Genomic DNA, 22,035 nt, shown 5'->3' with positions numbered 1-22,035 from the left:
CTTCATATGCTTCATAAGGAAGTACCAGCTATGTTACCCCTTGACCGACCCGGCAATTCCTTCCACGAAATAACGCTGGAACAAGAGAAATACCGCAATAATCGGCAGCAGCGAGATACTGGCGGCCGCCGCCATCCCTGTATAATCAATGCTGTGCTCTCCCACGAATTGATACATCCCCACTCCCAACGTCCTCAGCTTTTCCTTGCCTAAGGTAAATACTAAAGGAATTAGGAACGAATTCCAAGTCCACATAAATTGCATAATGGCCGTCGTGGCGATAATCGGCTTGGATAACGGCAGCATGATTTGAACAAACGTACGAACGAACCCGCAGCCGTCCATTTCGGCGGACTCCTCCAGCTCCTTCGGCAGTCCGCGGAAGTGGGTCATAAAGAGCAATATGAACAGCACATGCGCACCGCCCGACTCGGCGAGAATGACCCCTAGAAGCGAGTTATTAAGTCCCATCGAATTGATAAGAGAATACACCGGAATGATCGTAAAGCCCTTAGGCATAAACATCGTGGCCGTTACAGCCGATACGAACAGGATCCGGCCTTTGAATTGATAACGGCCCAGCGCGTAACCGGTTAACGAGCAAAGCAGGATGACCAAAGCGACAGTGGAAAGCGTAACGACGACCGTATTTAGAAAATAAGTGGAAAAATTCGCCGTCTTCCACGCCCTGACATAGTTCTCGAACTGCAGCTTATCCGGCAGCAGCGTTAAACCGCCCGTTAAATACTCTGTATTCGTCTTAAGCGATGAAGCAACCATCCAAATAAACGGATAAATCCAGACAATACCGATGCCGATCAGGCCGATATGCAGAAGTGTTATAGGCAGCTTGCGTTTGAGTCCCCGCTGGTGCATAGGTTATTCCCCCCAGTATTTTCAGAATCAGTGTCCGTGCGCGGACTTCCCTCCGGTGAGCTTCACCAGCGCCCCAAGCAGCAGGGAGATGAACAGCACAGCGATTCCGTAGAAGATACCCGCGGCCGACGCGAAGCCCACGCGCGCTTCCCCCGCACTCGAGAATGCATAACGGTATATGTACAAATCCACCATATCCGTTGCGAAGGCCGGTCCCCCTTCGGTCATGGCTTTGACTAGGTCGAAGACATGCAGCGCATTGACGGCCGATAACAGGAGAATGACGCTCCCTACGGGAAGCAGCAGCGGCACCGTAATGTATCTGAATTGGTGGAGCGCCGTTGCCCCGTCGACCCTCGCCGCTTCATAAACTTCTTTGGGCAGCGATTGGAGTCCGGCCAGCCAATAAATCATTTTCATCCCAAAGCTTTTCCATATGCCGACGATAATGACGATGAGCAGCGCGGTATCGATGGAACCGATCCAATCTACGGGCTTATCCAGCACTCCAAGCTTGATTAGAACCTCATTGACCAAACCCTTATAAGCACCGAAAATAAAGCGCATAACAAGCCCTACCACAGCCGTAGTTGTAACGACGGGCAAGAAGTAGATCGCCCGGTAGGCGGCGGAGCCCTTCAACCAGCTTGCATTTAAAATAATGGCCAGAATCAACGCGAGCGGCACTTGAACGCATACCAGGACGATCATGAAAATAAAGTTATTTTTGAATGCGTTCCAAAACACCGGGTCAAAGACCGTCTCTACAAAATTGTCCAGCCCGATAAATTCCTCGAGCGGCCCATAGCCGTTCCAGCGGTAAAAGCTGTACACATAGCTCATAGCGATTGGATACAAAGTAAATACCAGAAACATGATGAGCTGCGGTGCGATAAAGGCGTAACACCACAATGCCTTCCTTTGCCGATGGTGATAGAACGACCGGTTAGCTTTCTTCCGCAGGGTCCCTGTTTCATTCCTCAGGTTCGTCGTTTGCTCCATGCGTTGTCACCTCCCCTTAGTATTAGCTTCATTGTAACCGCTGTCATTCCTAGGTAAAAGAATCGTGTTTTTACAATAGAGTGTGTTTTTCTTACTTTTCAACATGGAGAGGACAAGCCCTGAAACTTTTTCCGATTCCAGAGGCGAACCGAATTGCCTACATCCCCGTTTCCTGTTTATGTAAGATACTTATAGCAGAGGGGTTGGGGCCATTGTACAAAACGTTAATGCTCACTGTAATAATGTTTGCCTTGCTGACAATTTTGGTGGCTTGCGGCGGAGAGCAAACAGCGGACCGCGCGCTGCAGGCGCCCCCTGAACAGGCGGTCAAAAACGGATTATCAGACAGTACGGCCAAACCTGCGGAAGCTTCCAATCAGGCGCTCCCGACGCAAGTGAATTCGTCACCTGCCAGTGAACCGCCTGAGACCAAGCAGCCTGCTCCTGTTCTTGAGCCTGTTCAGGAACAGAAACAAGAACCAGCGCTACCCGCACAGCAAGATCAAAAGCAAGCTTCCGCATCCGGACAGACTGCCCCTCCAGAACAAGAAACTCAGATGGCGCAGCCCAAGCCGCCGAAGGTCGAACAGCCAAGTCCGGTGCAGCCCAAACCAGAGCAACCGAAGACCGAACAGCCAAAGGCAGAGCAGCCCGAACCGCAGCAGTTGAAGACGGAGCAGCCAAAAGCGGTTGAGCCGAAACCGGCAGCACCCCCACCGGATACTGTGAAGGCCGAAGCTCTTTTTAAAGACAATTGTATGGCCTGCCATGGCGAATCGCTGAAGGGCGGATTCGGACCTAATCTTCAACAGGTAGGAGCGAGCAAATCCAAAGACCAGATCATGAAACAGATCTTAAACGGTAGCGGTGATATGCCAGGCTTCGCCGGTCAGTTAGATCAAAAGTCAATTGATACGCTGGCCGTTTGGCTTTCCGAAAAAAAATAGCATCAAGCCACGAACCGGCTGGGAGTTATCCGCGTTACCTACATATGGAAAGGGAAATCGCAAACTGACCGTGGTTTTCCAATTCATTCATTAAAGGAGGGAATATCGGTTATGAAATTATCTGCAAAATCATTTATCACTCTATTACTTTGGACGCTCTTCATTCTGCTTGCAGCTTCGGTGACGGCGTCGGCGGCCGAACAGACGAAGGTCAAAACGGACGCTCAAATTATGGTGGAGCTTGGCATTCTGCAGGGGGATGAAAGCGGATTAACCTCCGCCTATTTCAGTAAAGAGACGACCCGTATTCAGGCAGCCATCATGTTCCTGAGGCTGAAGGGCTTGGAACAGGAGGCTCTGTCCTTCAAAGGGAGCGACAATTTCTCAGATGCGGGGCTTGTTTGGGCCGGCGGGCAACCGATTCTCGCTTATTTGAAAGCGAATCCAGGGCTGGGTTGGGGTGGTACCGGAAACAACAAATTTGAACCGCTAGCAGGCATCACCGCTCAGCAGTACTACAAGGTCATGCTTGAAGCCTTGGGCTACAAGCAGGATTCCGATTTTGAATATGCACAAGTCCTCAAGTTTGCCGCATCCATCGGGCTAAGTAAAGCAGCCGACGTTGCACATTTCAAAAATGTAAACATCGCGACTGCCACCGTCGAGACATTGAATTGCAAGGTCAAGGGCATGGGCAAGACACTAGCAGAAGTTTTAGTGGAGATGAAAATCATCGTAGGCGAGAAAACCAAGGCCCTTAGCTATACGAAGCTTGAATTTTCTGCACAGGAACTAACCGGCCGCTATCTTGTCGATGGGAACGGCCGAACCCTGTATTATTTCAGCAAAGACGCATCAGACCTGAATTCCTGTACGGGCAAATGTTTAGAGCTATGGCCCGTATTCTACTCTGATACATTGAAGGTTCCCGCAGAATTAAATGCCGCCGATTTCGGAGAGCTGACTCGTCCGGACGGAACGAAGCAAACTACATACAAGGGATGGCCGCTGTACTATTATGCCAAGGATGCGAAAGCCGGTGACATCAACGGAGAAGCCTTTAACAACGTATGGTTCGTGATCAATGCACCTGCTTTTGCGGCCCTCGGTTCGAAGGCGGATATCGGCCTTTATCTTACGGATTCGAACGGTTTGACACTGTATTATTTCGACAAAGACACGCTGGGGGCAAGCAATTGCAGCGGTCAATGCCTAGTGAACTGGCCTGCATATTATGAGGAAAACCTCCAGGCTCCTACCGGAGTAAAAGAGAGCGATTTCGGCGTGTACATCCGTCCCGATGGAACGAAACAATCCACGTATAAGGGATACCCGCTCTATTATTTCGCAAAGGATCTGAAGCGCGGAGATACCGCGGGCCATGGCCTTAACAACATTTGGTACGTGATTGACCCGGGGAAATTTAACGGTACGAAGGCCGCTAACTTCAGTGTCAAAACGGCGAAATCAGATGCTTTGGGCACATATTTAGTCGATTCGAACGGACTTGCATTGTATCTGTTTACAAAGGATGCCGCCGATCTCAACGCTTGCAAAGGCCAATGCCTGAAAAATTGGCCTGTGTTTAATGATTCCAACTTAACGGTTGCACCGGAGCTTCAAGCGGCAGATTTCGGAGAGATCGCACGCGAAGACGGAACAAAGCAAACCACCTATAAAGGCTGGCCGTTGTATTATTTTATTAAAGATATGCATCCGGGACAAACGCTGGGTGAAAATGTTAATCAGGCATGGTTTGTGCTCCATCCTGAAACGACGGCTCCACTGGAGAGACCTCAAGGCAAAACCTATACCATCGAGATATCCGGCTTTAAGTTCAGTCAGGAGGAACTAACGATTGAGGCGGGATCAACGGTTACGTTTACCAACTTAGACAGTGTTAAACACAATGCCGTTAGTGTGGACGGTTCATTCCATACTGACTTGATAGCCAAAGGCGAATCGGCGAGCGTGACGTTCGATAAACCGGGAGTATACGAGTATTTTTGTGAACCTCACAAATCCCGAATGAAAGGTAAAATTATTGTGAAGTAAAGGAAGCCAACCGGAATACCCGGGTCTGCGCCAATGCGGAACCGGGTATTTTGTTGTTGCAAAAAATCACCGGATATACGAATATAAATGACATAAGAACAGATCTTCAACCTTGGACGTTACTTATTATGAGGACCGAGATCATCGGCGCGAGGAGCATGGTATGCGCGACAAAACTGATGCGGAATTAATGGCCCTGGTCTTGGAAAACCATCGTCCGGCGCTTGAGGAATTGTACGACCGGTACGTCAGGCTGGTCTATTCGTTTGCTATGAAATCGACTTCAAGCGAGCAAGCATCCCGCGAAATCGTGCAGCTTGTTTTTACACGGCTTTGGACTACGAAGAAAGGCTATGATCCTGCAAAAGGCCAATTCGTAAATTGGCTGCTGACCATCACCCGGCATGCAGCCATTGATTATCACAGGCGGGAACGGAACCATGGAGTGGAGATCACCATACCGGCTGAGGAATGGGATCTGCTGCCCGACCGAAACGAAAGCGATCCACTGTCCGTTATCTCTAGAAAGCTGCTGGGTCAGGAAATTCGAGAAGCGTCCCGCATGCTTTCCGAAAGCCAAGCACGTCTAATCGAGCATGTTTACTGGAAGGGCTATACGCTCAGCGAGGTGGCCCGGCAAATGAACGAGCCCCTGGGGACGATTAAAAGTAGGCTGCATCAAACCTTAAAGTTACTACGAAAACATTTGATGGAATATAAGGAGGGATGACAAGTGCATGAACATCACGGGAACCCCTGTGACGCTCTGATCCCCTTCCTTACCGGAGATTGTAACGAAGCGGAAAAAGCGGAGTATGAACGTCACTTGCTGTCATGCCCCCATTGCAGACAGGAAATCAAGGAACTGCAGAAAGTTTGGATGGCACTGCCTTTCACAGCGGAAGAAGTAGAAGTCCCCTCTGATCTTAAAGTCGAAGTGATGGACCATATTTTTACACATAAACAAGAAAAAGGAATGAACCCGGGAATTCACACGAACCGGCAAAAGAAACACATCCGATGGTACACATCCGCCGCTGCGGCCTTCTTCATTGCCATAGCCGGCATGTTATGGTGGCAGTCCACCGATTCACGCATACCCGGCCGCCTAACGGAGCCCCTGGACACGAACCGGCCTGCGGAAATTATTAAGACTATTGCCTTGAAGGCTGTTGATCCATCCATGCCAAACGCCACCGGAAACGCTTGGGTGTTAAAACAGGGCGACATGCACAAAGTCGTCGTGGAAATGAACGGTTTAACCAAAACCACTGGCGACGAAGCTTATCAGGTTTGGCTTCTTTATGAGGGCAAGCGTTATAACTGCGGAACCTTGTACGTGAATAATCAAGGTAGCGGCGTGCTCTCCTATGACATTAAACGCAATAATTTAACATTCGATGCGATTGGAGTCACGCTGGAGCCCGACTCCAACGGCACCCAGCCTAGAGGGAAAAAGGTTCTGGGATCATAAGAAACGGGGACTTGCATATCGCATGTCCCCGTTTCTTACAATCTCAAATGATGAGATTTTACTCAATAATACCATGATTTCCTTTCCAAATTCTGGTGGCAACTCGGATCTGCGTTACCTTTCTGCGTACCTAGGGTAAGATCGGCATCACTTAAGGTTCGGATCGACGACCGACTCTTCACTACCATTCGAGTACTCTTTCTTTTTTTTCTTATTTAGAAAATTAAGAAGGATCAATGGGGACGTATAGTATTCAGAGATTCCTAACATTTCAGACCAGCTTAAGATAACTAGAAAAGGCAATAGACCTATAACCAAAATAGCTGCTAATAAGCCAAGGGAAACAGATAATAGGATTGATCTAATCGGCATATTTCTACCTCCCATCTGCTTTTAATTCTATGTATATGTATGAGGGCATGGACATATTTGGAGGATTATCATGTCCGCGTTTTTAACGAAGGCGCCGGTCCGTCAAATCCCCAATTTGCGCAGCTTGACATCTAAACGCAGCGCATTCAGTACCACCGTCAGGGAGCTGCCGGTCATTGCCGCGCCGGCGGCCCAAGGGTCAAGCTGACCTGCCATCGCCGCGGGAACGATAAGCATGTTGTAAGCAATGGACCAGCCCAGGTTTTGCTTCATGTTTCGAACGGCAAGCTTACTAATCTGTATGGCTGTCCCCACGGCTGTGAACTCATCCCTAAGCACATGAACATCTGCCGCCTCTTTGGCTGCAGCAGTTGCTCCAGGTACCGTAATCGAGCAATGTGACGCTGCCATTGCTGCCGAATCGTTCACTCCGTCGCCGACAACAACCACTTTCCGTCCTCTGCTTGCGAACTCTTGTACGATGTTCAGCTTGTCTTGCGGAAGCAAACCGAATCGGACATCCTCCAGCCCTACCTGTATCCCAGCATAAGCAACCGGCGATTGTCCGTCACCGGAGCCAAGAATGATTTGCATGCCGTTCCTTCTTAAGCGGTTAACGGTCCCAGCCGCTCCACGTCTTAAGGTGTCGCTGACCGCCGCTGCGCCGGCCCATTTGCCGTTGACAGCGATGTGCATCACCGTGCAGCCTTGTGCATCCCATTGCTTCATCGGCTCATGCAATTGGATGCCTACTCCTTGCTGACGCAGCAGCCTTTCGGAGCCAATGAGCAGCCGATGCCCTTCCACTGTAGCCTGTACGCCAAGACCGGTCAGTTCCTTCACGTCTTCCGCCTTCGTTAAGCTGAGCTTTTTTCTTCCGGCTTCACGGATGAAGGCCCCTGCAACTGGATGCTCGCACTGCTGCTCGGCCGAAGCGACCCGGCGGAGCAGCTCCTCAGGCGAGCTGCCCTCCGATATGAATCCGGCTACGACGGGAATGCCTTGGGTCAAGGTGCCCGTTTTATCAAGCAGCATTACATCCGCCTGAGCCAGCGCCTCCATAGCGGACCCGCTGCGGAATAAAATCCCGTGCTCTGCCGCTCGCCGGGACGCAATAAACACCGATAAAGGCGAGGCAAGTCCAATAGCACAAGGGCATGCGCTTACGACTACGGCAATCGCGATTTGAATGGAACGCCCCAGCTCACCTGGGAATCCAAGCCAATACCAGTATCCCCATGCAGCCAACGCAAGCCCAATGACTACAGGCACGAACCAAGCCGCTGCCCGATCTGCGTACAACTGTAGTGCCGTCTTTTCGCTTTGCGCTTCCTCCAGCGCGCGGATCATTTGACCAAGGGCGGTCCGGATGCCTGTCCGTTCCGCCTTCACTGCAAGTTCACCCGAGATCAGACGTGAGCCCGCGCTGACTCTGCCGCCTGCCGCCTTCTCCAGCGGACGGCTTTCCCCGCTGATCGCAGACTCATCGGCCATCGCCGTTCCTTGTAATATGATTCCGTCCGCGGGGATCAGTTCGCCGGTACGTATGACAATGGTATCTCCCGATTGAAGCTGTGCCGCGGCGATCTCAACAACACCTTCCGGGGTTATCATGCGGGCGGCTTGAGGAAGTACCGACATCTTAAGCTTCATCGCCGCTTGAACACGCCGTCGCGATTGAGCCTCTAACCATTTGCCTAACCATACGACAGAGATGATGACAGCGGAGGTTTCAAAGTACAAGGGATGGGTAGCATTTGGGATAGGATGAAAGAGGAGATAATGACTGTAAAAATAGGCGGAATTCGTGCCTAATGCAATTAACACATCCATATTGGCATATCCGCCGCGAAGAGCGCGATAAGCACCGATGAGAAACGGTGTTCCCCAGATGAGCTGTATCACTGCGGCTAAGAGGAGCTGTATCCAGGGTGACATACTCCATTCTGGGACCCCCCATTCACGAGCCCAATTCAAATGGTGGAGCATAGGCCACAATAATGGCAGTGTCAGTAGGAAAGAGCCGAGAAATCGGTTCCGGTAAGTTCGAACCTCCCCCTGCCCCGCTTCCGCTGCGGATTCGTCTTGGTCATTAGAAGAGACGGAAAAGCCGAGCTGCTTTATTTTCTCGATAATTTGAGGCAGCTTGATCATGGAGGGATTGTAACGAAGATAAGCTGCACCGAGCGGTAAATTAACAAAGGCCGTATCGATGCCGTTAAGCTTACCGAGACCCTTTTCAATGCGAAGCGCACAAGCTCCGCAAGTCATACCATTCACTTGCAGGGTGACCTTCTCTAAAGTCATACAATCATCCAACGCCCACACTTCCGTTTCTTCATAGTCTCTACTCCCAAAGATATGGACAAACCGGAGAACATATGACAGAAAGGAAATAGGGGACTAAGGCTGCACTTACAATCGGGAAAGCTTCTTGAGCTACAAGCCAGCCAACTGAAACGTTGAATTTGTTCGGGCTTTGGTACCAGCGCTTCTGCTGCGGTATCCCAAGTCGTAACCGAAGCGGTTGCTAAGAAGGCGGCAACAACGACTGTTACGAGTTCGCGAAACCCGTCTACGGTAATCCCCTGACTCTGCTTGTCCGTCCAATAGGCAATGTGTTGCATCATGATGTTCTGTTCACTGTCATTGCGACGCGGGATCCTCGTTAGGGTATAAAGCCGTACCGATCCTGATTTGATCAGAAAAACGAACCCCTGTGAATGATGAGGGGAAGTTAGCAAAGTACCCTTGGTTATCGGCGTAATGGGGACCTCTTCACTCACATCCTCCAATTCTTCCCTACCGAGCACGCGGAATAAATCTACTCTGGATAAATATTTCAGCTTGTTCACAGGTTTACCCTCTGCTTTCTCAACCAATGTAGGCTAGACTACATTCTTTTGCGAAGGACTATTATATCATTGTTTTAGAAACCTGATTATGAAGATAGGAGGTGCTTACTAATGAATTTTATTATCCCGGCCCAGGCCATCCTCGCCGGTATGTTTATGCTGTCGATCCTTATGAAATTTGGGCGTAACAAAAGCATGCTGCAGCATTGGAATGACTACAGGTACCCCCTATGGTTTATGTACGTCACAGCATCGTTGGAATTGTGCGGTGCCCTTGGGCTTATCCTCGCCTTCTGGGTTCCGGCTGTTTTGAAAATCGCCGCAGCCTTATTGGCCGTTCTTATGATCGGGGCTATTCATGCCCATCTATTTCGAGCCAAGCACCGACCTGTCATGGCCATTAACGCTCTATTGATGTTGAGCCTGTCTGCCTTCCTTTGTTCGGCTAAAAAGAAAGACGCAGCTTGTCCCGATAAGCTGCGTCTAGCGTCTTAAGCCAATCTGCCGGTCAGATGTGCCTCGTGGTCATTTAACAGCGCTCCCGCCGGAATGAGCTGAATGCTGACCCAGCCATCCTCAAGGAAACGGCAGGTGAAGGTGAAAAGTTGAAGAGGATCGATGACGTGAACGATTACTACCAGTGTCCGTTCATCCGTCCAGACGGCAGCGCCGTAGGAAGGGACGTCCTGCCCCGTCAAAGGCTCCGTCCCCTGGACCCACGTTCCTAATCCAAACGGCAGCTCCATGATCTCCCCGTCCTTGTGAAAGAAGACACCCGCACGATCGCCGTCCAGCACGAACTCGCAAGCTGTATAGCCGTACCGATTTGAATCCAATACCCACTTCCGGCCGGTCACGGTCTCCGCCAGCGGAGAATTTGTTCTTCCCTCCGGCAGGAAAAGGCTCAGCTTGGCGAGTCTTTCCCGGAGAGCTTGTACCGCTTCGACATCAGCCGGAAGCGGCATTCCTTCGGACTCCATAAGCGCGGCATAGATCGTCGACCAGAAGCATTCGATGATGCGGGACTGCCCGTCTTTGTATTCCAGTGTATTCGCTGTGGTCACAAAGACCAGCTCCTGATCCGGTAACACAATGACCAGCTGGCCCCCCATGCCGAAGGCGCAATACCCGTTGTTACGGATACGCCAGAACTGGTACCCGTAGCCCAGCTTGCCGTCCAGCATCATGCGGGTACCATAAGTACCGATCCGGTTGCCTGTGCTGCGCTCCACCCAGCCCTCCGGCAAGATCCGGACGCCGTTCCATACGCCGTCCTGCAGGTACAGCTGGCCGAATCGGCCCAGCGCCTCTGTCGTGCAGCGGATACCGCTGCCGCCTTTATTGATACCGAGCGGGCAGCTCTCCCACCACAGCTCCCCCATCAGAAGCGGCTCGAACAATCGGGGGCGCAGATATTCCAGCACCGTCGTTCCCGTCACCTTCTGCAAAATGGCGCACAACGTATGCGTCCCCGTCGTGTCATAAGCGAAGCTGGTCCCCGGCATTTTGGTTGGAGCCGTATTCAAAAATGATTTGACCCAGTCTTCCGTCTGCGTATTGGTCGATTTGGGGTGAACCGTCGCCATGAGCAGCAAGTGTTCTATGGTTATCCTCGCTGTGTAAGGGTGGAGCTCCCCCTCAGCCTTCTCCGGGAAGAATTCCGCTACCCGGTCCGTCAGCTTTAACAGCCCTTCTCCTATGGCAATGCCTATTGCAGCCGAAGTAATGCTTTTGCTTACGGAAAAGATCGGGTGCAGATGGTCTGCCTTGAAGGGCCCGTAGTATCCTTCTGCAGCGACTTTGCCTCCCCGAAGCAGCATGAAGCTGTGCAGCGGGATCCCCCGTGCCTCGGCCTGCTCTACAAAGGCCAATACGGCCTTAGAAGAAATTCCCGCCTGCTCGGGCGGAATTCGATCCAGCCGGTTCTGTATTTGCATCATTGGTGGTGACACTCCATTTCTGTGTAAGATGACAATTATTATAAATTATAGAAGCAAAACAGGCAGAAAAGCAAAACAAACTTTGTGTTTTTTGTTCTATAATTACCTCAATGTCTTGCTACCACGTATCAGAAAAGGGGTTGTTGTCGCAACATGAGTACCTTCCGTAATCCGATTATTCCGGGATGTTATGCCGATCCTTCCGTTTGCCGCGTTGGAGACGATTATTATTTGGTAACATCCACGTTCGAATATTTTCCCGGTGTGCCGATTTTTCACAGCAAGGATCTGGTGAATTGGCGTCAGCTTGGCCATGTGCTGGACCGTCCTTCCCAGCTCAACTTGGATGGCACGCCATGCTCCAAGGGCATTTACGCGGCAACCATCCGCTACAACGACGGCATCTTCTACATGATCACCACCTTCGTTGAGAGCGTAACCGGAGCGCGCAGAAATTTCTATGTCACGGCAACCGATCCGGCCGGTCCTTGGTCAGACCCGGTTTGGCTTCCCGAGGCCCCGGGCATCGATTCCTCGCTATTCTTTGATGATGACGGAAAATGCTATATCATGGCTAACCGCCAGCCTCCCGAAGGACAGCAATATCCGAAACACATGGAGATTTGGATGCAAGAGCTCGATGTGAAAAGCGGTCAGCTTATCGGGCCCAAATACAGTCTATGGGACGGCGCGCTGAAGTTCATTCATGCTCAAGAGGGACCGCATATGTATAAGCTGAACGGATATTACTATCTGCTCATTGCAGAGGGCGGCACGGGGCATACCCATTCGGTCACGATTGCCCGAAGCACCTCCATTACGGGACCCTATGAGGGCTGTAAGTCCAATCCCATCCTCACTCATCGCCATCTCGGTCATAAGCATCCGATTACCAATGTCGGTCATGCCGATATCGTACAGACGCAGGACGGGGAATGGTGGATGTTCTGCCTAGGCTCGCGTCCCTATGGCGGCTATTACCGGAACTTGGGACGGGAAACGTTCCTGGTGCCCTTCATATGGGAGGACGGCTGGCCTGTGGTAAATCCCGGCAAAGGTATCGTGGAGCTCGAAATGCCTCGTCCTTCGCTTCCCGAGCATAGATGGCCGTCCCAGCCGGCATGCGATCACTTTGACGCGGAACAGCTTGCGCTGCCGTGGAATTTTATTCGGACACCCCGCGGCGAATTCTGGTCGTTAACCGAGCGTCCGGGGCACTTGCGGTTGAAACTTAAGCCGGAAACCATGACCGAATGGGTCAACCCAAGCTTCGTCGGAAGACGCCAGCAGCATATCGATTTCGCCGCTCGAACGGTCCTCGAGTTTGCTCCTGCCTCCGATAATGAAAGTGCAGGACTGGTTATCCTTCAGAACAACGATTACCAGTATCGTGTAGAATATACTCGTCTTGATCAGGTATACGTAGTGCGGTTAATTCAGCGATTCTCAGGGGAGGAAGAACTGTTAGCCGAGCAGGAGGTGGCCCCCGTGGGATCGGCAGTGAAGCTCTACCTGAAGGTCGAGGCGTTGGGACAAGACTACAGCTTCTACTTTGCGACCCAACCGGAACAATGGAAACCGCTGCTTGAGCATGCTAACGGGACAATTCTCAGTGTCGACGTGGCCGGAGGCTTCTCGGGTACGTATATCGGCTTGTTCGCCAGCAGCCATGGTAAGGAAAGCGACAGCTATGCCGATTTTGACTATTTCGAATACTCGCCTTTGAACTAATACCAACGGGGGTGTCCCATAAGTAGAAATTCTACTTGAGGGAACACCCCGTTTCTTAATGTGGAACTAAATTAGCTTTTTTCAGCGGCTTATCTTTGGGGTTATTCCTTAACTCTCTTCTAGCCGATTCACCATCCTCTCTAGCTTCTCTGATGTGACCTCGGTTTCCTCATTCATCTCGCTCGTGCCATACTCGGCTGCATCAGCATGTTCAACCTGATCTATTTCTTGAAGTAGGTCTTGAATTTTGTCCTGTAATTTCGCTTGATGCTTACCCTTTGATTTCTTCCAATCGAAAGTGTATCGGTTTGCATTCGCCTCTATCTTGGTCCCGTCTAGGAAATAATGATCAAGCTTTACAAACCCTTCTTCAATCAACATCTCCAAAACCTCTGTAAATACCTTGTTGATGAGCTCTTTCATTCGCTCGGAGCGAAACCGGTTAATGGTTCGGAAGTCCGGTTGTTGCATAGCCGCGAGCCACATGAACGGAATGTTCTCTCTGACGGCCTTTGCGATGAGGTGCGAAGAATACAGTCGCTGAGTATACCCATAGACGATCACCTTCGTCATCAGTTTGGGATGGTAGTTGCTTCGACCTCCGCCAGGATAGTGCTCTATGAACAGCTTGTCGTCCAACCGTTCAATGGCTTTATCGACAATGCGAACCACATGGTTAGCCGGAATCAGCTCTCCTAGCGAAGGAGGAAGAAAGAGCTGGTCCATCTCATAGGCAATAAAAGTAACCCGACGACGTGTACCATCGCAGGTTACTTGTTTTTCATCCAGTTCTTTACTTACCCCAAAAGGGCTGGCCCAGTTCCTTGAAAATAGGACTCATCTGCGAGTCAGTGGGAAAATAGCTTCAGCGCGAGTTTTGGATTGCCGTCATTTCCATAAAGTCTAATCTATTGACGGCAACCAAGTGTTTGAGCTTAGGCTGAAGGTATTTTCCCACGACCAACGATAAGATGGTCATATTTTCACGGACTTATGGGACAGCCCCCAGCTTTAGCGAAGCACCACTATAGAAATGACATGTATACTCCTTTACCTTGTATGAGGGTAAATCCGAGTTCTTGATACAAACGGCGAGCCGGAACATTCTCTTCATCCGTTTCCAGCTGGAGCCGGGACGCTTTCTTCGAGACGGCTAGCTGCATGGCATACTGCATAAGCTTCCTTCCAACGCCTTTCTTTCTATGCTTGGAAGAAGTATATAACGCATCGATACGAAGCACCGGATGCCCTTTGCTAATGGAGAAGCTCCACGAAAGAAGTATAAAACCGACGTATTGTTGTCCGTGCTTCGCTATATAGCAATGGGCCAAGTCACTGTCAATCAACCTATGCAGGGTCTGCTCACATTGTTCTAGCTGCTCCGGCGATGATTCGGTTTCATTCCTTCCATCCGACGATGAGTTTACATAACCGGCCACCAGGCTTGCAGTGCTTGGAATGGAGCTCTTATCCAATAAAACGATATCTATATTCAATCGATTTCATTCTCCGATCAGGTGAAATTAACGGCGGCTCCTTCAATTCCCGGCCGACTGCTGACTTTTCTGAATCGCATGCATCCCCATGACAACCGCGCACAACTCGTAAGGATCCAGATGCGGGCATTGGTTGTTCAATACAAAAGCGCCCGATGAGAACCAGCCGTTCACTTGTTCGAAGCGGGCAACAACACCCGAGTCATCGGACACCTCATATTCCTTGGAAAATGCGGGAGAAACAATCTCGTAATCGCCTCGGCCCTCGGTTTCATATGTGAACTTCTTCGTAAAAAAAGCAAATCTGGCGCGCAGCACCCCTAATTTTTCCCCGCGTGCATCGGTAACCACCCATTTACCCGAAAAAAACGGGAAGCCCCCTTTACATACCAGCCGGTCCTCCTGGTCATACACATCGATCGCTGAGCCAAAAGCACTCTTCAAATCCAAGTAACCGACTTGTTCTTTCTGTTCGTTCAGGATTTCCGTGATGCCTGCATTAAAGAAATTATCCCGGAAGTACAGATTCATACCATCGCCCCCTCAAGAATACATACGATTTGGAAAAACGAAAGGTTACAGGGCGTATCACTTATAGTGCTACCGTGAGCATGTTTATCATTTCTTGAAGCGAGCTCGGGATAAAGCTATCCTTCCTGGTGACGAAATAAGTGACCGAGTGGCTGAATTTCCGAGGTATGGGATGCAACCGAACCATTCCTGACTCGGCCATATGATTGACGGCCGATTTCGGCAGCAGAGAAATGCCGAGCCCGGCGGCGACCCCGCCGATAATGGCCTCCAGAGTGCCGAATTCCATCACGTTGAAGCTGATAACCCCGCGCGAGCGGAGCCACTCCTCCAGTATATCCCGATAGGAGCAGCCCGAGCTAAACACGAGGATAGGCAAGCTTAGTGCCTCCTCAAGAGTCCGGATACTTGGCTCGGAAACAATCATCCGGTCCTCCTCAAATACGGGTATGGCTTGAATTTCCGAAGTAAAGGCATGCGCGGCTACAAAGGCGCCGTCCAGCTCGTAGTGAAGCACCTTTTCAATCAGCTCGTTGGAAATGCCCGTGGAGAGGGATAGAGAGACACCGGGAAACCTTTTGCGATAAGCAGCCAACAGGCTTGGCAGCCGGACAGCCGCGGTGGTCTGCAACGAACCAAGACGCAGCGGCCCGCTAGGCTCAGAGGACACGGACATAGCTCGTGAAGCTTCCTCCAATAGCGCGGTGATCTTCTCCGCATAAGCGAGCAGCGTCTCCCCGCTGGAGGTCGTTTTCATGCCGCGGTTGTGACGATGGAAGAGAACGGTCTGCAGCTCAGCCTCCAGCTGCTGAATTCGTGCCGTCACATTGGATTGCACATAACCGAGCCTGGCGGCGGCCTTTGTAATGGAGCCTTCCCTGGCAACAGCCTGAAATACGCGCAGATCTGCACTTTCCATAGAAACACCTCCCTATTTGGTATCGTAAAATATGAATTCCAATTTCATTTTTATTCATTTTACATGACATCAGGGCAGGAATACAATGTCCCTACAGAACAAAACCTGTTGGAGGGATTCAGAATGAAAGCTCACAAGTATTACTCTCTGCTCATTTTTACTACTTTTTTGATGGGCGTCGCTTTTCCTGTTGGAAAAATTGGACTGATCTATGCAACGCCCTTTCTGCTGATGGGGGTTAGGTTTGTACTTGCAGGGGGAGTCCTTGCCGTCTGGACCTTAATGAAGAGACTGCCACAGCCGCAGGAAGCGTCGGATTGGGTAAAAGCGTGCGTTATCGGCTTGTTTCAATCGGCCGGGGTCATGGGCTGCGCCTATTACAGTATGCATTGGATTACGTCCGGCGAATCGGCTATTATTACAAGCTCAAGCCCGCTAATCGTCGTCCTGTTCGGAACGCTCTTTGCGGGTGTCCGATATCGCCCGCTGCAATGGCTTGGTGTTATTTTCGGATTCACCGGCATTGTCTTCAGCTTTGGCGCTCATATCGGCCTGCATCCGGGCACATGGATCGGGCTGGCGGGTGCGGTATGCTTTTCGGCGGCTACGCTTCTCATCAAGCGTTGGGGCGGGCGCTTCCACATGACAGTGCTGGCGGCATATCAAATGCTGTTCGGAGGAGGGATTCTGCTCTTAATGAGCCTGCTTGCGGAGGATGCTTATTTTAATCTAAACGGAACGTCCGCTGCTGTCGTGCTGTGGCTCGCAGTGATGTGCTCGATTGTACAGTTTTCCGTTTGGTTTTATCTGTTGAATGCCGGGGATCCGGGTAAAACAAGTTCTTTTCTTTTCCTAGCCCCGATCTTCGGGGTGCTGAGCAGCTGGCTGCTATTAGGGGAGAAGTGTGAGTGGGAGGCGGTAGTCGGAGGCGCTTTGGTGTGCGTGGGCATCTATTTCGTTAACCAGGAACAAACGGCAGTGAAACGACACATTCATGAACCGGGCTGAGACCTTGCGAAGGCGAAGCAATCAACAGGTACAAGCCAGCCGAAAAATGTTCAGCTGGCTCGTTGTAGATTGGGTACTGCCTTTCTTTCATTCGCCGGGACGATGCTCCGGCTGCCGCTCGATTATCGACCCGTCGTCCAGACGAAGCCAAGATTGCAGAGTACGCTCGCCTTCAAATAAACGAATTACGCGCGCCCCCCGAGGGAACCCTTCCTTGCCGTAAGTATTGAACCCGGTTGCCCTGCCATAGTACAAACGAATTCCATGCAATTCTCCCCAAAAATCATTAACATGATCATGCCCGCAGAAAGTAGCCATGACATCCCCCTGCTGTAACAAAGCTTCGAAGAATCCCGCCTGCATTTGTGCCGCACAAATATTTTCAAATTTATTGCCGTAACAGACCGTTTTATCCCACATGGTTTGGTATTCCTGCAGCGGTATATGAAAGAAGGCTATCGCCGGTAAAGATGTGCCTTGATGCCGATCTTTCCATGCCTGTGATTGCTCAATGTACCATTGAATCTGATTATGCCTGATCCAGTCATACCCGGGGACCTGAGGATGCTCCGAGTAGGCACCGGAGTCGAGACAGTAAAGCAGTGCCGCCGCTTCATCGCGGTCGGACCTTTCGATTGGGAGCACATAATTGCCTGTTCCTTGGATATGGTCCGGACCTCGCTCAGCCAAGGCGTGCGGGTGCTTGAGCACCTCATCCATTAACTCGCTGCGTGTAATATCGTTCTCCGTATCGTGGTTTCCAAATACAATGCCCCATGGAATTTCACGCCGCTCAACAACGGCAACAGCTTCCCGGAACGCAGCGATCGGGTTATCACATAAGGATGAGCCGTCAGAGTGTCGTCCTGTATAAATGACATCTCCCGTAAACATAACGAAATCCGGTTTCTCTTCATCCAGAGCAAGCTCCATCACTTCACGAGTTTGCAAATCCGACGCGGAGCCATCCTTCCAATGCAGATCCGTAAATTGCACAATCGTAAAGGTGCCGTCCTGACGAAACCGAAGCTTTTGACGCATCGAATCCAGCCTCCTAGGTTAATAAGGATTTGCAGTGCTTACCTAATGATTTGATGACGCTATGATAATAATCCCCGTTACAATGGCTACTGAGGCTATTATTCTTCTTAACCCCTGCGATTCTTTCAAAACAACAATTCCGAGCAGCGTTCCAAACACAATACCGATCTCACGCAGCGGCGCAATCGTTGACACATTCACCGTTTGAGCTGCAAATAAAAATAGTAAATAGGATCCGGGTGCAAGAAAGAACCCTATCAACAAAATACGAAGATGATTTCGGACAACCTGCTTTACCCGGTCCAAATGTACGACGGCGGGTGTCAGTCCCAATAAGAATCCGATATTGGTGACTTCAAGCAAGGCCAGAGGTGAAAGGTACTGCAAATTCACTTTATCCACCAGCGTATAAATCGAAATACATAAACCTACTCCCAAAGCCAGCACTACCGGCTTTCTGGAAGCCGAATGAAATAGTGCCGTTGAAAGATGCCCGTTCATCACAAGAAATCCTATCAGCATGATGCCGATTCCGCACCACCCCCATAGAGGCAGGGCTTCTCCTAAAAAGATAACCCCCATTAACGGAATAAGCAGCGTGGGGGTCCCGCGCATGATCGGGTACACCTGTGATAAATCGCCGAATTGATACGTAACGGCAAGAAGGGCCGAGTAAATGCATTGCATCAATAGCGACAGACCGATCATTAACCATTCCGTGTAACTCAATCGGGCTTCCGCCAATTCCATGATAAGCTTCGGAAGCAGCACTACCGTCGAAGGGGCGTAAATCAGCCAAAGAAAAACCGGCTTATCCGTGCTCTGTTTGGCAAACAGATTCCAGACGGCATGCACCAAACCGGAGCATAAGACAAGTACAAGGGAAGTTACGAACATGGGGGTTACCACTTCCTAATTTATCTATTATTTTCATTGGGATGTATCCGGGCTTGGAGAATGCTTAACCAAGATCGGGGGCATCGGTTAGTTCTATTACCGGCTTCTCCGTACCATGCAGCTCGAGAACAATAAGTTCATTTGTGCCTTCCCGAAGCAGCGGCCCCGGTAGATAGAGGGTACGCTGGGGTCCCTTATCCCAGAAGCGTCCCAGGTGGAATCCGTTAATCCATACGAAGCCCTTAGTCCAACCGTCCAAGCGGACGAAGGTGTCCATGATGTCTTCTATAACCAGCTCGCCTTTGTAAAATACCGGTTTCTCATTCGCTAAACAGTCGGTCTGCGGCTGAATGTCCTTGAAAGGGATCGACTGATGACTGGTCAAAGGAAGCGGATATATCGTCCAATCGAACAAAAATTGATTGTCTAAGCGTACTCCCTCCGTAATTCCCTTGTAATCCTTTAACTGCGGGCCGTAGTTGATTCTCCCCATATTCTCGACAAGAATATCCAGGGTGGCGCCTTCCGGCGGAATATAAACCGGAAGCGGCTTCGGATCCCAGCGCTCGACCGTTCCGATGGAAACACCGTTTAGAAACACCTGCGCGCGATCATGAACCTCCTGAAGATGCAGCAATTGCCCGGTACGCGGTCCGGTTACGTGTGTCCGATAAAGAATCAAGCCGTAAGCCTGACCGAGCTTCTCCATCGGCTCCGGACATTTCCGTTTTACCGGTACGGTCAGAGCCTCCAGACTGCCCATCAACTCGGCAGACTGTCTCATTTGGACCATGCCGTACTTCTTCTTTCCGACAGGCTGCGGCAGGCTTTCACTCACCTCCACCCCATGCTTTTGCAGTACCTCACGTACGGCAAGATACTTTTCGGTTATATCGCCGCACTCACTTAGCGGCGCATCGTAATCATAGCTGGTCACCGTCGGTTCATACTTGTCCTGATAATTCGCTCCGTTGTAAAATCCAAAATTCGTCCCGCCGTGGAACATGTAAAAGTTGACTGATGCCCTTGCCTGCAGCATGCGGTCGAATACATCCGCTGCATCCTTGCTATCCCGGGTATGATGGGGTTTAAGCCAATGGTCGAACCAACCGTTCCAGTATTCCATACAGAATAGGGGCTCCTCCGGCCGGTATTCCCGAAACTTCGCGAACCCTTCCTCCGGTCTCGAACCGAAGTTGACCGTGGCCAGCACACCGGGCAGCGTTCCACCCTGCAGCATCTGGTCGGTCGGACCATCCGAGGTAAAGAGCAGGACATCCGTCCCTCTAACTTCAAGGGCTTTCTTCAAATATGCCATATATTCCCGGTCGTTGCCATAGCTGCCGTATTCGTTTTCGATTTGCATGGCAATAATGGGACCGCCGTTCGTACTTTGGAGCGGCACAAGCTTCGGTAAGAGCACGTCATAATAGGCATTGACCTTCTGCAAATACACGTCATCCATGCAGCGTAAACGAATATCCGGGTAACGCAGCAGCCATGCAGGCAGTCCGCCAAATTCCCATTCGGCGCATATGTACGGGCTCGGTCGGACAATAACATGCAAACCGAGTTCCCCTGCAAGCGTTACAAATCGCTCTATATTGGCTATGCCCTCAAAGCGGAATACCCCCTCCTCCGGCTCATGTAAATTCCATGGAACATACGTCTCAACCGTATTAAAGCCGCAAGCCTTGAGCTTAAGCAAGCGATCCTGCCAATATTCGGGGACAACCCGAAAATAATGTAAGGCTCCGGAAATGATCTGTAACGGCTTATTATCCCAAAAAAACTGTGAACTCCTAACCTCGAGCTTCGCCACGGTGACCCCTCCAAGTAATAAGATGACTTCATTATCATAACAACAAGGCTGAAATTCAATTGCCATATAGAGCAATCTCTATACCATTTGTGCCACATCTCATTCACTACGAAATTACCTGTGTTATAATATAGTCCATCACCTTCTATGAAAGAGTGGTTCCCCCATGGAAAGCTTGGTAAAGATTCCGAATATGACCCATACTTTGCAAGTGAGTGGCTGCCACTTCGGTATAAAACCGCCTGGCTGGGATTATCCCCGGCATCATCACCATATGTTCGAGCTGCTCTGTTGTCTCAAGGGTGAAGTAGTACAAGAAATCAACCGAAACACCTTGACGCTAAAATCAGGAGATTGGCTGCTGCTCAACTCCGGTGTCAGACACCGGACCGCGAACGTCTCCGCATTTCATTACGAGTACTTTAATGTGCATTTCGATTTGGACGACCCGGAGATCCGGAGCCTTCTCGGCACTGCTCCATACCACCAAATCTCAGGAAACCAGGCCGAGCTCGCCAAGCTGAACTTTTATGTATCCGAGCTGGGGAATCTCGTTAGAAAAGACAGCCCTGAGGAGAGCTGCGTTCGTGAACAAATTCCGTTGCTTGAAGAGAAGCTGCTTTTGCAATCGTACATCCTTTTGATCATACATGGTGTACTCTCTTTGATCCGCAAGCCCCACCCCGAGAACCAGCATGCCGCCGATGTATCCTTATTCGCCGCTGATGTGGCCCATGCGATTGAGGAAAAATTATCGCACAGTCTTTGCGAAGAAACTTCGATCGCGGGGATCGCCAGAGAGCTGAATTTGAGCCGGAGCCAATGCACCAAAATGTTTAGTAAAGTATACGGTCTGTCGCCCAGACAATATGTTAGCAGACAAAAATTAAAGCTGGCCAAGGAGCTGCTGGTCACTTCCAATTTGCCAATGAATGCGATAGCCGAGAGACTCGGCTTTCAATCAGCCAGCCATTTCTCAAGACAGTTCAAGCGCTGGACCGGACAATCGCCCACACAATACAAGCCTAAGCACCACTCTACCCTCTGAGAGAATCATAGCGGCAGCCGC

The 22,035-nt window shown here is 50.6% G+C and carries 20 protein-coding genes; 8 read left to right on the top strand and 12 right to left on the bottom strand.

Annotated elements, in window-relative coordinates:
* Positions 1-33: 33 nt before the first annotated feature.
* Together QMO62_RS32080 and QMO62_RS32075 are read right to left on the bottom strand one after the other, a co-directional pair.
* Positions 34-876 carry a carbohydrate ABC transporter permease gene (locus QMO62_RS32080; RefSeq protein WP_284646553.1) on the bottom strand — a complete coding sequence of 281 codons (843 nt, stop codon included), beginning with the start codon at positions 874-876 and terminating at the stop codon, positions 34-36.
* A 27-nt stretch (positions 877-903) separates the two neighbouring features.
* Positions 904-1,878, bottom strand: coding sequence for a carbohydrate ABC transporter permease (locus tag QMO62_RS32075; protein WP_284646552.1), 975 nt, complete (start codon positions 1,876-1,878; stop codon positions 904-906).
* Positions 1,879-2,090: 212 nt separating this feature from the next.
* Here QMO62_RS32075 and QMO62_RS32070 point away from each other — a divergent pair, with 212 nt between their 5' ends.
* The 4 genes from QMO62_RS32070 (at position 2,091) to QMO62_RS32055 (ending at position 6,354) form a co-directional block, all read left to right on the top strand.
* Positions 2,091-2,825: a c-type cytochrome gene (locus tag QMO62_RS32070; protein WP_284646551.1), complete on the top strand. Its 735-nt coding sequence runs from the start codon at positions 2,091-2,093 to the stop codon at positions 2,823-2,825.
* A gap of 111 nt (positions 2,826-2,936) precedes the next feature.
* Positions 2,937-4,880 (top strand): plastocyanin/azurin family copper-binding protein, encoded by a 1,944-nt coding sequence (locus QMO62_RS32065; RefSeq protein ID WP_284646550.1) that lies wholly within the window; start codon positions 2,937-2,939, stop codon positions 4,878-4,880.
* 163 nt (positions 4,881-5,043) lie between these two features.
* A complete protein-coding gene (locus QMO62_RS32060) occupies positions 5,044-5,610 on the top strand; it encodes a sigma-70 family RNA polymerase sigma factor (protein WP_284646549.1) in 567 nt (188 codons plus the stop codon).
* 3 nt (positions 5,611-5,613) lie between these two features.
* Complete coding sequence (locus QMO62_RS32055) at positions 5,614-6,354, top strand: anti-sigma factor (RefSeq protein ID WP_284646548.1); 741 nt, start codon at positions 5,614-5,616, stop codon at positions 6,352-6,354.
* Positions 6,355-6,828: 474 nt separating this feature from the next.
* Here QMO62_RS32055 and QMO62_RS32050 read toward each other — a convergent pair whose 3' ends face one another.
* A complete protein-coding gene (locus tag QMO62_RS32050) occupies positions 6,829-9,033 on the bottom strand; it encodes a heavy metal translocating P-type ATPase (RefSeq protein ID WP_284646547.1) in 2,205 nt (734 codons plus the stop codon).
* Positions 9,030-9,581, bottom strand: a complete 552-nt coding sequence (locus QMO62_RS32045) for a cyclic nucleotide-binding domain-containing protein (RefSeq protein ID WP_284646546.1) — start codon at positions 9,579-9,581, stop codon at positions 9,030-9,032. The genes QMO62_RS32050 and QMO62_RS32045 overlap by 4 nt, the downstream gene beginning before the upstream one ends.
* Before the next feature lie 111 nt (positions 9,582-9,692).
* Between QMO62_RS32045 and QMO62_RS32040 the strand changes: the two genes are divergently transcribed.
* Positions 9,693-10,076 (top strand): DoxX family protein, encoded by a 384-nt coding sequence (locus QMO62_RS32040; protein ID WP_284646545.1) that lies wholly within the window; start codon positions 9,693-9,695, stop codon positions 10,074-10,076.
* Here QMO62_RS32040 and QMO62_RS32035 read toward each other — a convergent pair.
* On the bottom strand, positions 10,073-11,521 hold the full coding sequence (locus tag QMO62_RS32035; RefSeq protein WP_284646544.1) for a serine hydrolase domain-containing protein: 1,449 nt from the start codon (positions 11,519-11,521) through the stop codon (positions 10,073-10,075). The two genes, QMO62_RS32040 and QMO62_RS32035, sit on opposite strands and share 4 nt — an antisense overlap.
* 153 nt (positions 11,522-11,674) lie before the next feature.
* On the opposite strand from QMO62_RS32035, the gene QMO62_RS32030 reads away from it, so the two are divergent.
* Positions 11,675-13,252 (top strand): glycoside hydrolase family 43 protein, encoded by a 1,578-nt coding sequence (locus tag QMO62_RS32030; protein ID WP_284646543.1) that lies wholly within the window; start codon positions 11,675-11,677, stop codon positions 13,250-13,252.
* Between the two features lie 108 nt (positions 13,253-13,360).
* On the opposite strand, the gene QMO62_RS32025 is transcribed toward QMO62_RS32030, so the two are convergent.
* The 4 genes from QMO62_RS32025 to QMO62_RS32010 all read right to left on the bottom strand — a co-directional run bounded on the left by QMO62_RS32025 (position 13,361) and on the right by QMO62_RS32010 (position 16,198).
* Positions 13,361-13,978, bottom strand: coding sequence for a transposase (locus QMO62_RS32025; protein ID WP_284646542.1), 618 nt, complete (start codon positions 13,976-13,978; stop codon positions 13,361-13,363).
* 299 nt (positions 13,979-14,277) lie between these two features.
* Entirely contained in the window at positions 14,278-14,748 is a 471-nt protein-coding gene (locus tag QMO62_RS32020) for a GNAT family N-acetyltransferase (protein ID WP_284646541.1), read from the bottom strand.
* Between the two features lie 42 nt (positions 14,749-14,790).
* Entirely contained in the window at positions 14,791-15,279 is a 489-nt protein-coding gene (locus QMO62_RS32015) for an LURP-one-related/scramblase family protein (protein WP_284646539.1), read from the bottom strand.
* A 61-nt stretch (positions 15,280-15,340) separates the two neighbouring features.
* A complete protein-coding gene (locus QMO62_RS32010; RefSeq protein ID WP_284646538.1) occupies positions 15,341-16,198 on the bottom strand; it encodes a LysR family transcriptional regulator in 858 nt (285 codons plus the stop codon).
* 123 nt (positions 16,199-16,321) lie between these two features.
* On the opposite strand from QMO62_RS32010, the gene QMO62_RS32005 reads away from it, so the two are divergent.
* Entirely contained in the window at positions 16,322-17,206 is an 885-nt protein-coding gene (locus QMO62_RS32005; protein WP_284646537.1) for a DMT family transporter, read from the top strand.
* Positions 17,207-17,293: 87 nt separating this feature from the next.
* Here the strand turns inward: QMO62_RS32005 and QMO62_RS32000 are convergent, their stop codons facing one another.
* The 3 genes from QMO62_RS32000 to QMO62_RS31990 all read right to left on the bottom strand — a co-directional run bounded on the left by QMO62_RS32000 (position 17,294) and on the right by QMO62_RS31990 (position 20,966).
* Positions 17,294-18,247, bottom strand: a complete 954-nt coding sequence (locus QMO62_RS32000; RefSeq protein ID WP_284646536.1) for a metallophosphoesterase family protein — start codon at positions 18,245-18,247, stop codon at positions 17,294-17,296.
* A 42-nt stretch (positions 18,248-18,289) separates the two neighbouring features.
* Complete coding sequence (locus QMO62_RS31995) at positions 18,290-19,144, bottom strand: DMT family transporter (protein ID WP_284646535.1); 855 nt, start codon at positions 19,142-19,144, stop codon at positions 18,290-18,292.
* A 64-nt stretch (positions 19,145-19,208) separates the two neighbouring features.
* Positions 19,209-20,966 (bottom strand): glycoside hydrolase family 35 protein, encoded by a 1,758-nt coding sequence (locus tag QMO62_RS31990; protein ID WP_284646534.1) that lies wholly within the window; start codon positions 20,964-20,966, stop codon positions 19,209-19,211.
* Positions 20,967-21,132: 166 nt separating this feature from the next.
* Here QMO62_RS31990 and QMO62_RS31985 point away from each other — a divergent pair, with 166 nt between their 5' ends.
* Positions 21,133-22,014, top strand: a complete 882-nt coding sequence (locus tag QMO62_RS31985) for a helix-turn-helix domain-containing protein (protein WP_284646533.1) — start codon at positions 21,133-21,135, stop codon at positions 22,012-22,014.
* Positions 22,015-22,035: the final 21 nt, after the last annotated feature.

The organism is Paenibacillus silviterrae (genome assembly GCF_030167925.1).
In the GTDB taxonomy this organism is placed as follows: Bacteria; Bacillota; Bacilli; order Paenibacillales; family NBRC-103111; genus Paenibacillus_G; species Paenibacillus_G silviterrae.
The sequence above is the reverse complement of the archived record's forward strand: the minus strand, read 5'-3'. Positions and strand labels throughout refer to the sequence as shown.

Excerpts from the sequence above, each read along its gene's own strand:
- QMO62_RS32050 (WP_284646547.1), bottom strand. The coding sequence starts at position 9,033 with ATGACTTTAGAGAAGGTCACCCTGCAAGTGAATGGTATGACTTGCGGA.
- QMO62_RS32000 (WP_284646536.1), bottom strand. The coding sequence starts at position 18,247 with ATGCGTCAAAAGCTTCGGTTTCGTCAGGACGGCACCTTTACGATTGTG.
- QMO62_RS32035 (WP_284646544.1), bottom strand. The coding sequence starts at position 11,521 with ATGATGCAAATACAGAACCGGCTGGATCGAATTCCGCCCGAGCAGGCG.
- QMO62_RS32060 (WP_284646549.1), top strand. The coding sequence starts at position 5,044 with ATGCGCGACAAAACTGATGCGGAATTAATGGCCCTGGTCTTGGAAAAC.
- QMO62_RS32065 (WP_284646550.1), top strand. The coding sequence starts at position 2,937 with ATGAAATTATCTGCAAAATCATTTATCACTCTATTACTTTGGACGCTC.
- QMO62_RS32080 (WP_284646553.1), bottom strand. The coding sequence starts at position 876 with ATGCACCAGCGGGGACTCAAACGCAAGCTGCCTATAACACTTCTGCAT.
- QMO62_RS32040 (WP_284646545.1), top strand. The coding sequence starts at position 9,693 with ATGAATTTTATTATCCCGGCCCAGGCCATCCTCGCCGGTATGTTTATG.
- QMO62_RS32015 (WP_284646539.1), bottom strand. The coding sequence starts at position 15,279 with ATGAATCTGTACTTCCGGGATAATTTCTTTAATGCAGGCATCACGGAA.
- QMO62_RS32075 (WP_284646552.1), bottom strand. The coding sequence starts at position 1,878 with ATGGAGCAAACGACGAACCTGAGGAATGAAACAGGGACCCTGCGGAAG.
- QMO62_RS32025 (WP_284646542.1), bottom strand. The coding sequence starts at position 13,978 with ATGGACCAGCTCTTTCTTCCTCCTTCGCTAGGAGAGCTGATTCCGGCT.
- QMO62_RS32010 (WP_284646538.1), bottom strand. The coding sequence starts at position 16,198 with ATGGAAAGTGCAGATCTGCGCGTATTTCAGGCTGTTGCCAGGGAAGGC.
- QMO62_RS31985 (WP_284646533.1), top strand. The coding sequence starts at position 21,133 with ATGGAAAGCTTGGTAAAGATTCCGAATATGACCCATACTTTGCAAGTG.
- QMO62_RS31995 (WP_284646535.1), bottom strand. The coding sequence starts at position 19,144 with ATGTTCGTAACTTCCCTTGTACTTGTCTTATGCTCCGGTTTGGTGCAT.
- QMO62_RS32030 (WP_284646543.1), top strand. The coding sequence starts at position 11,675 with ATGAGTACCTTCCGTAATCCGATTATTCCGGGATGTTATGCCGATCCT.
- QMO62_RS32005 (WP_284646537.1), top strand. The coding sequence starts at position 16,322 with ATGAAAGCTCACAAGTATTACTCTCTGCTCATTTTTACTACTTTTTTG.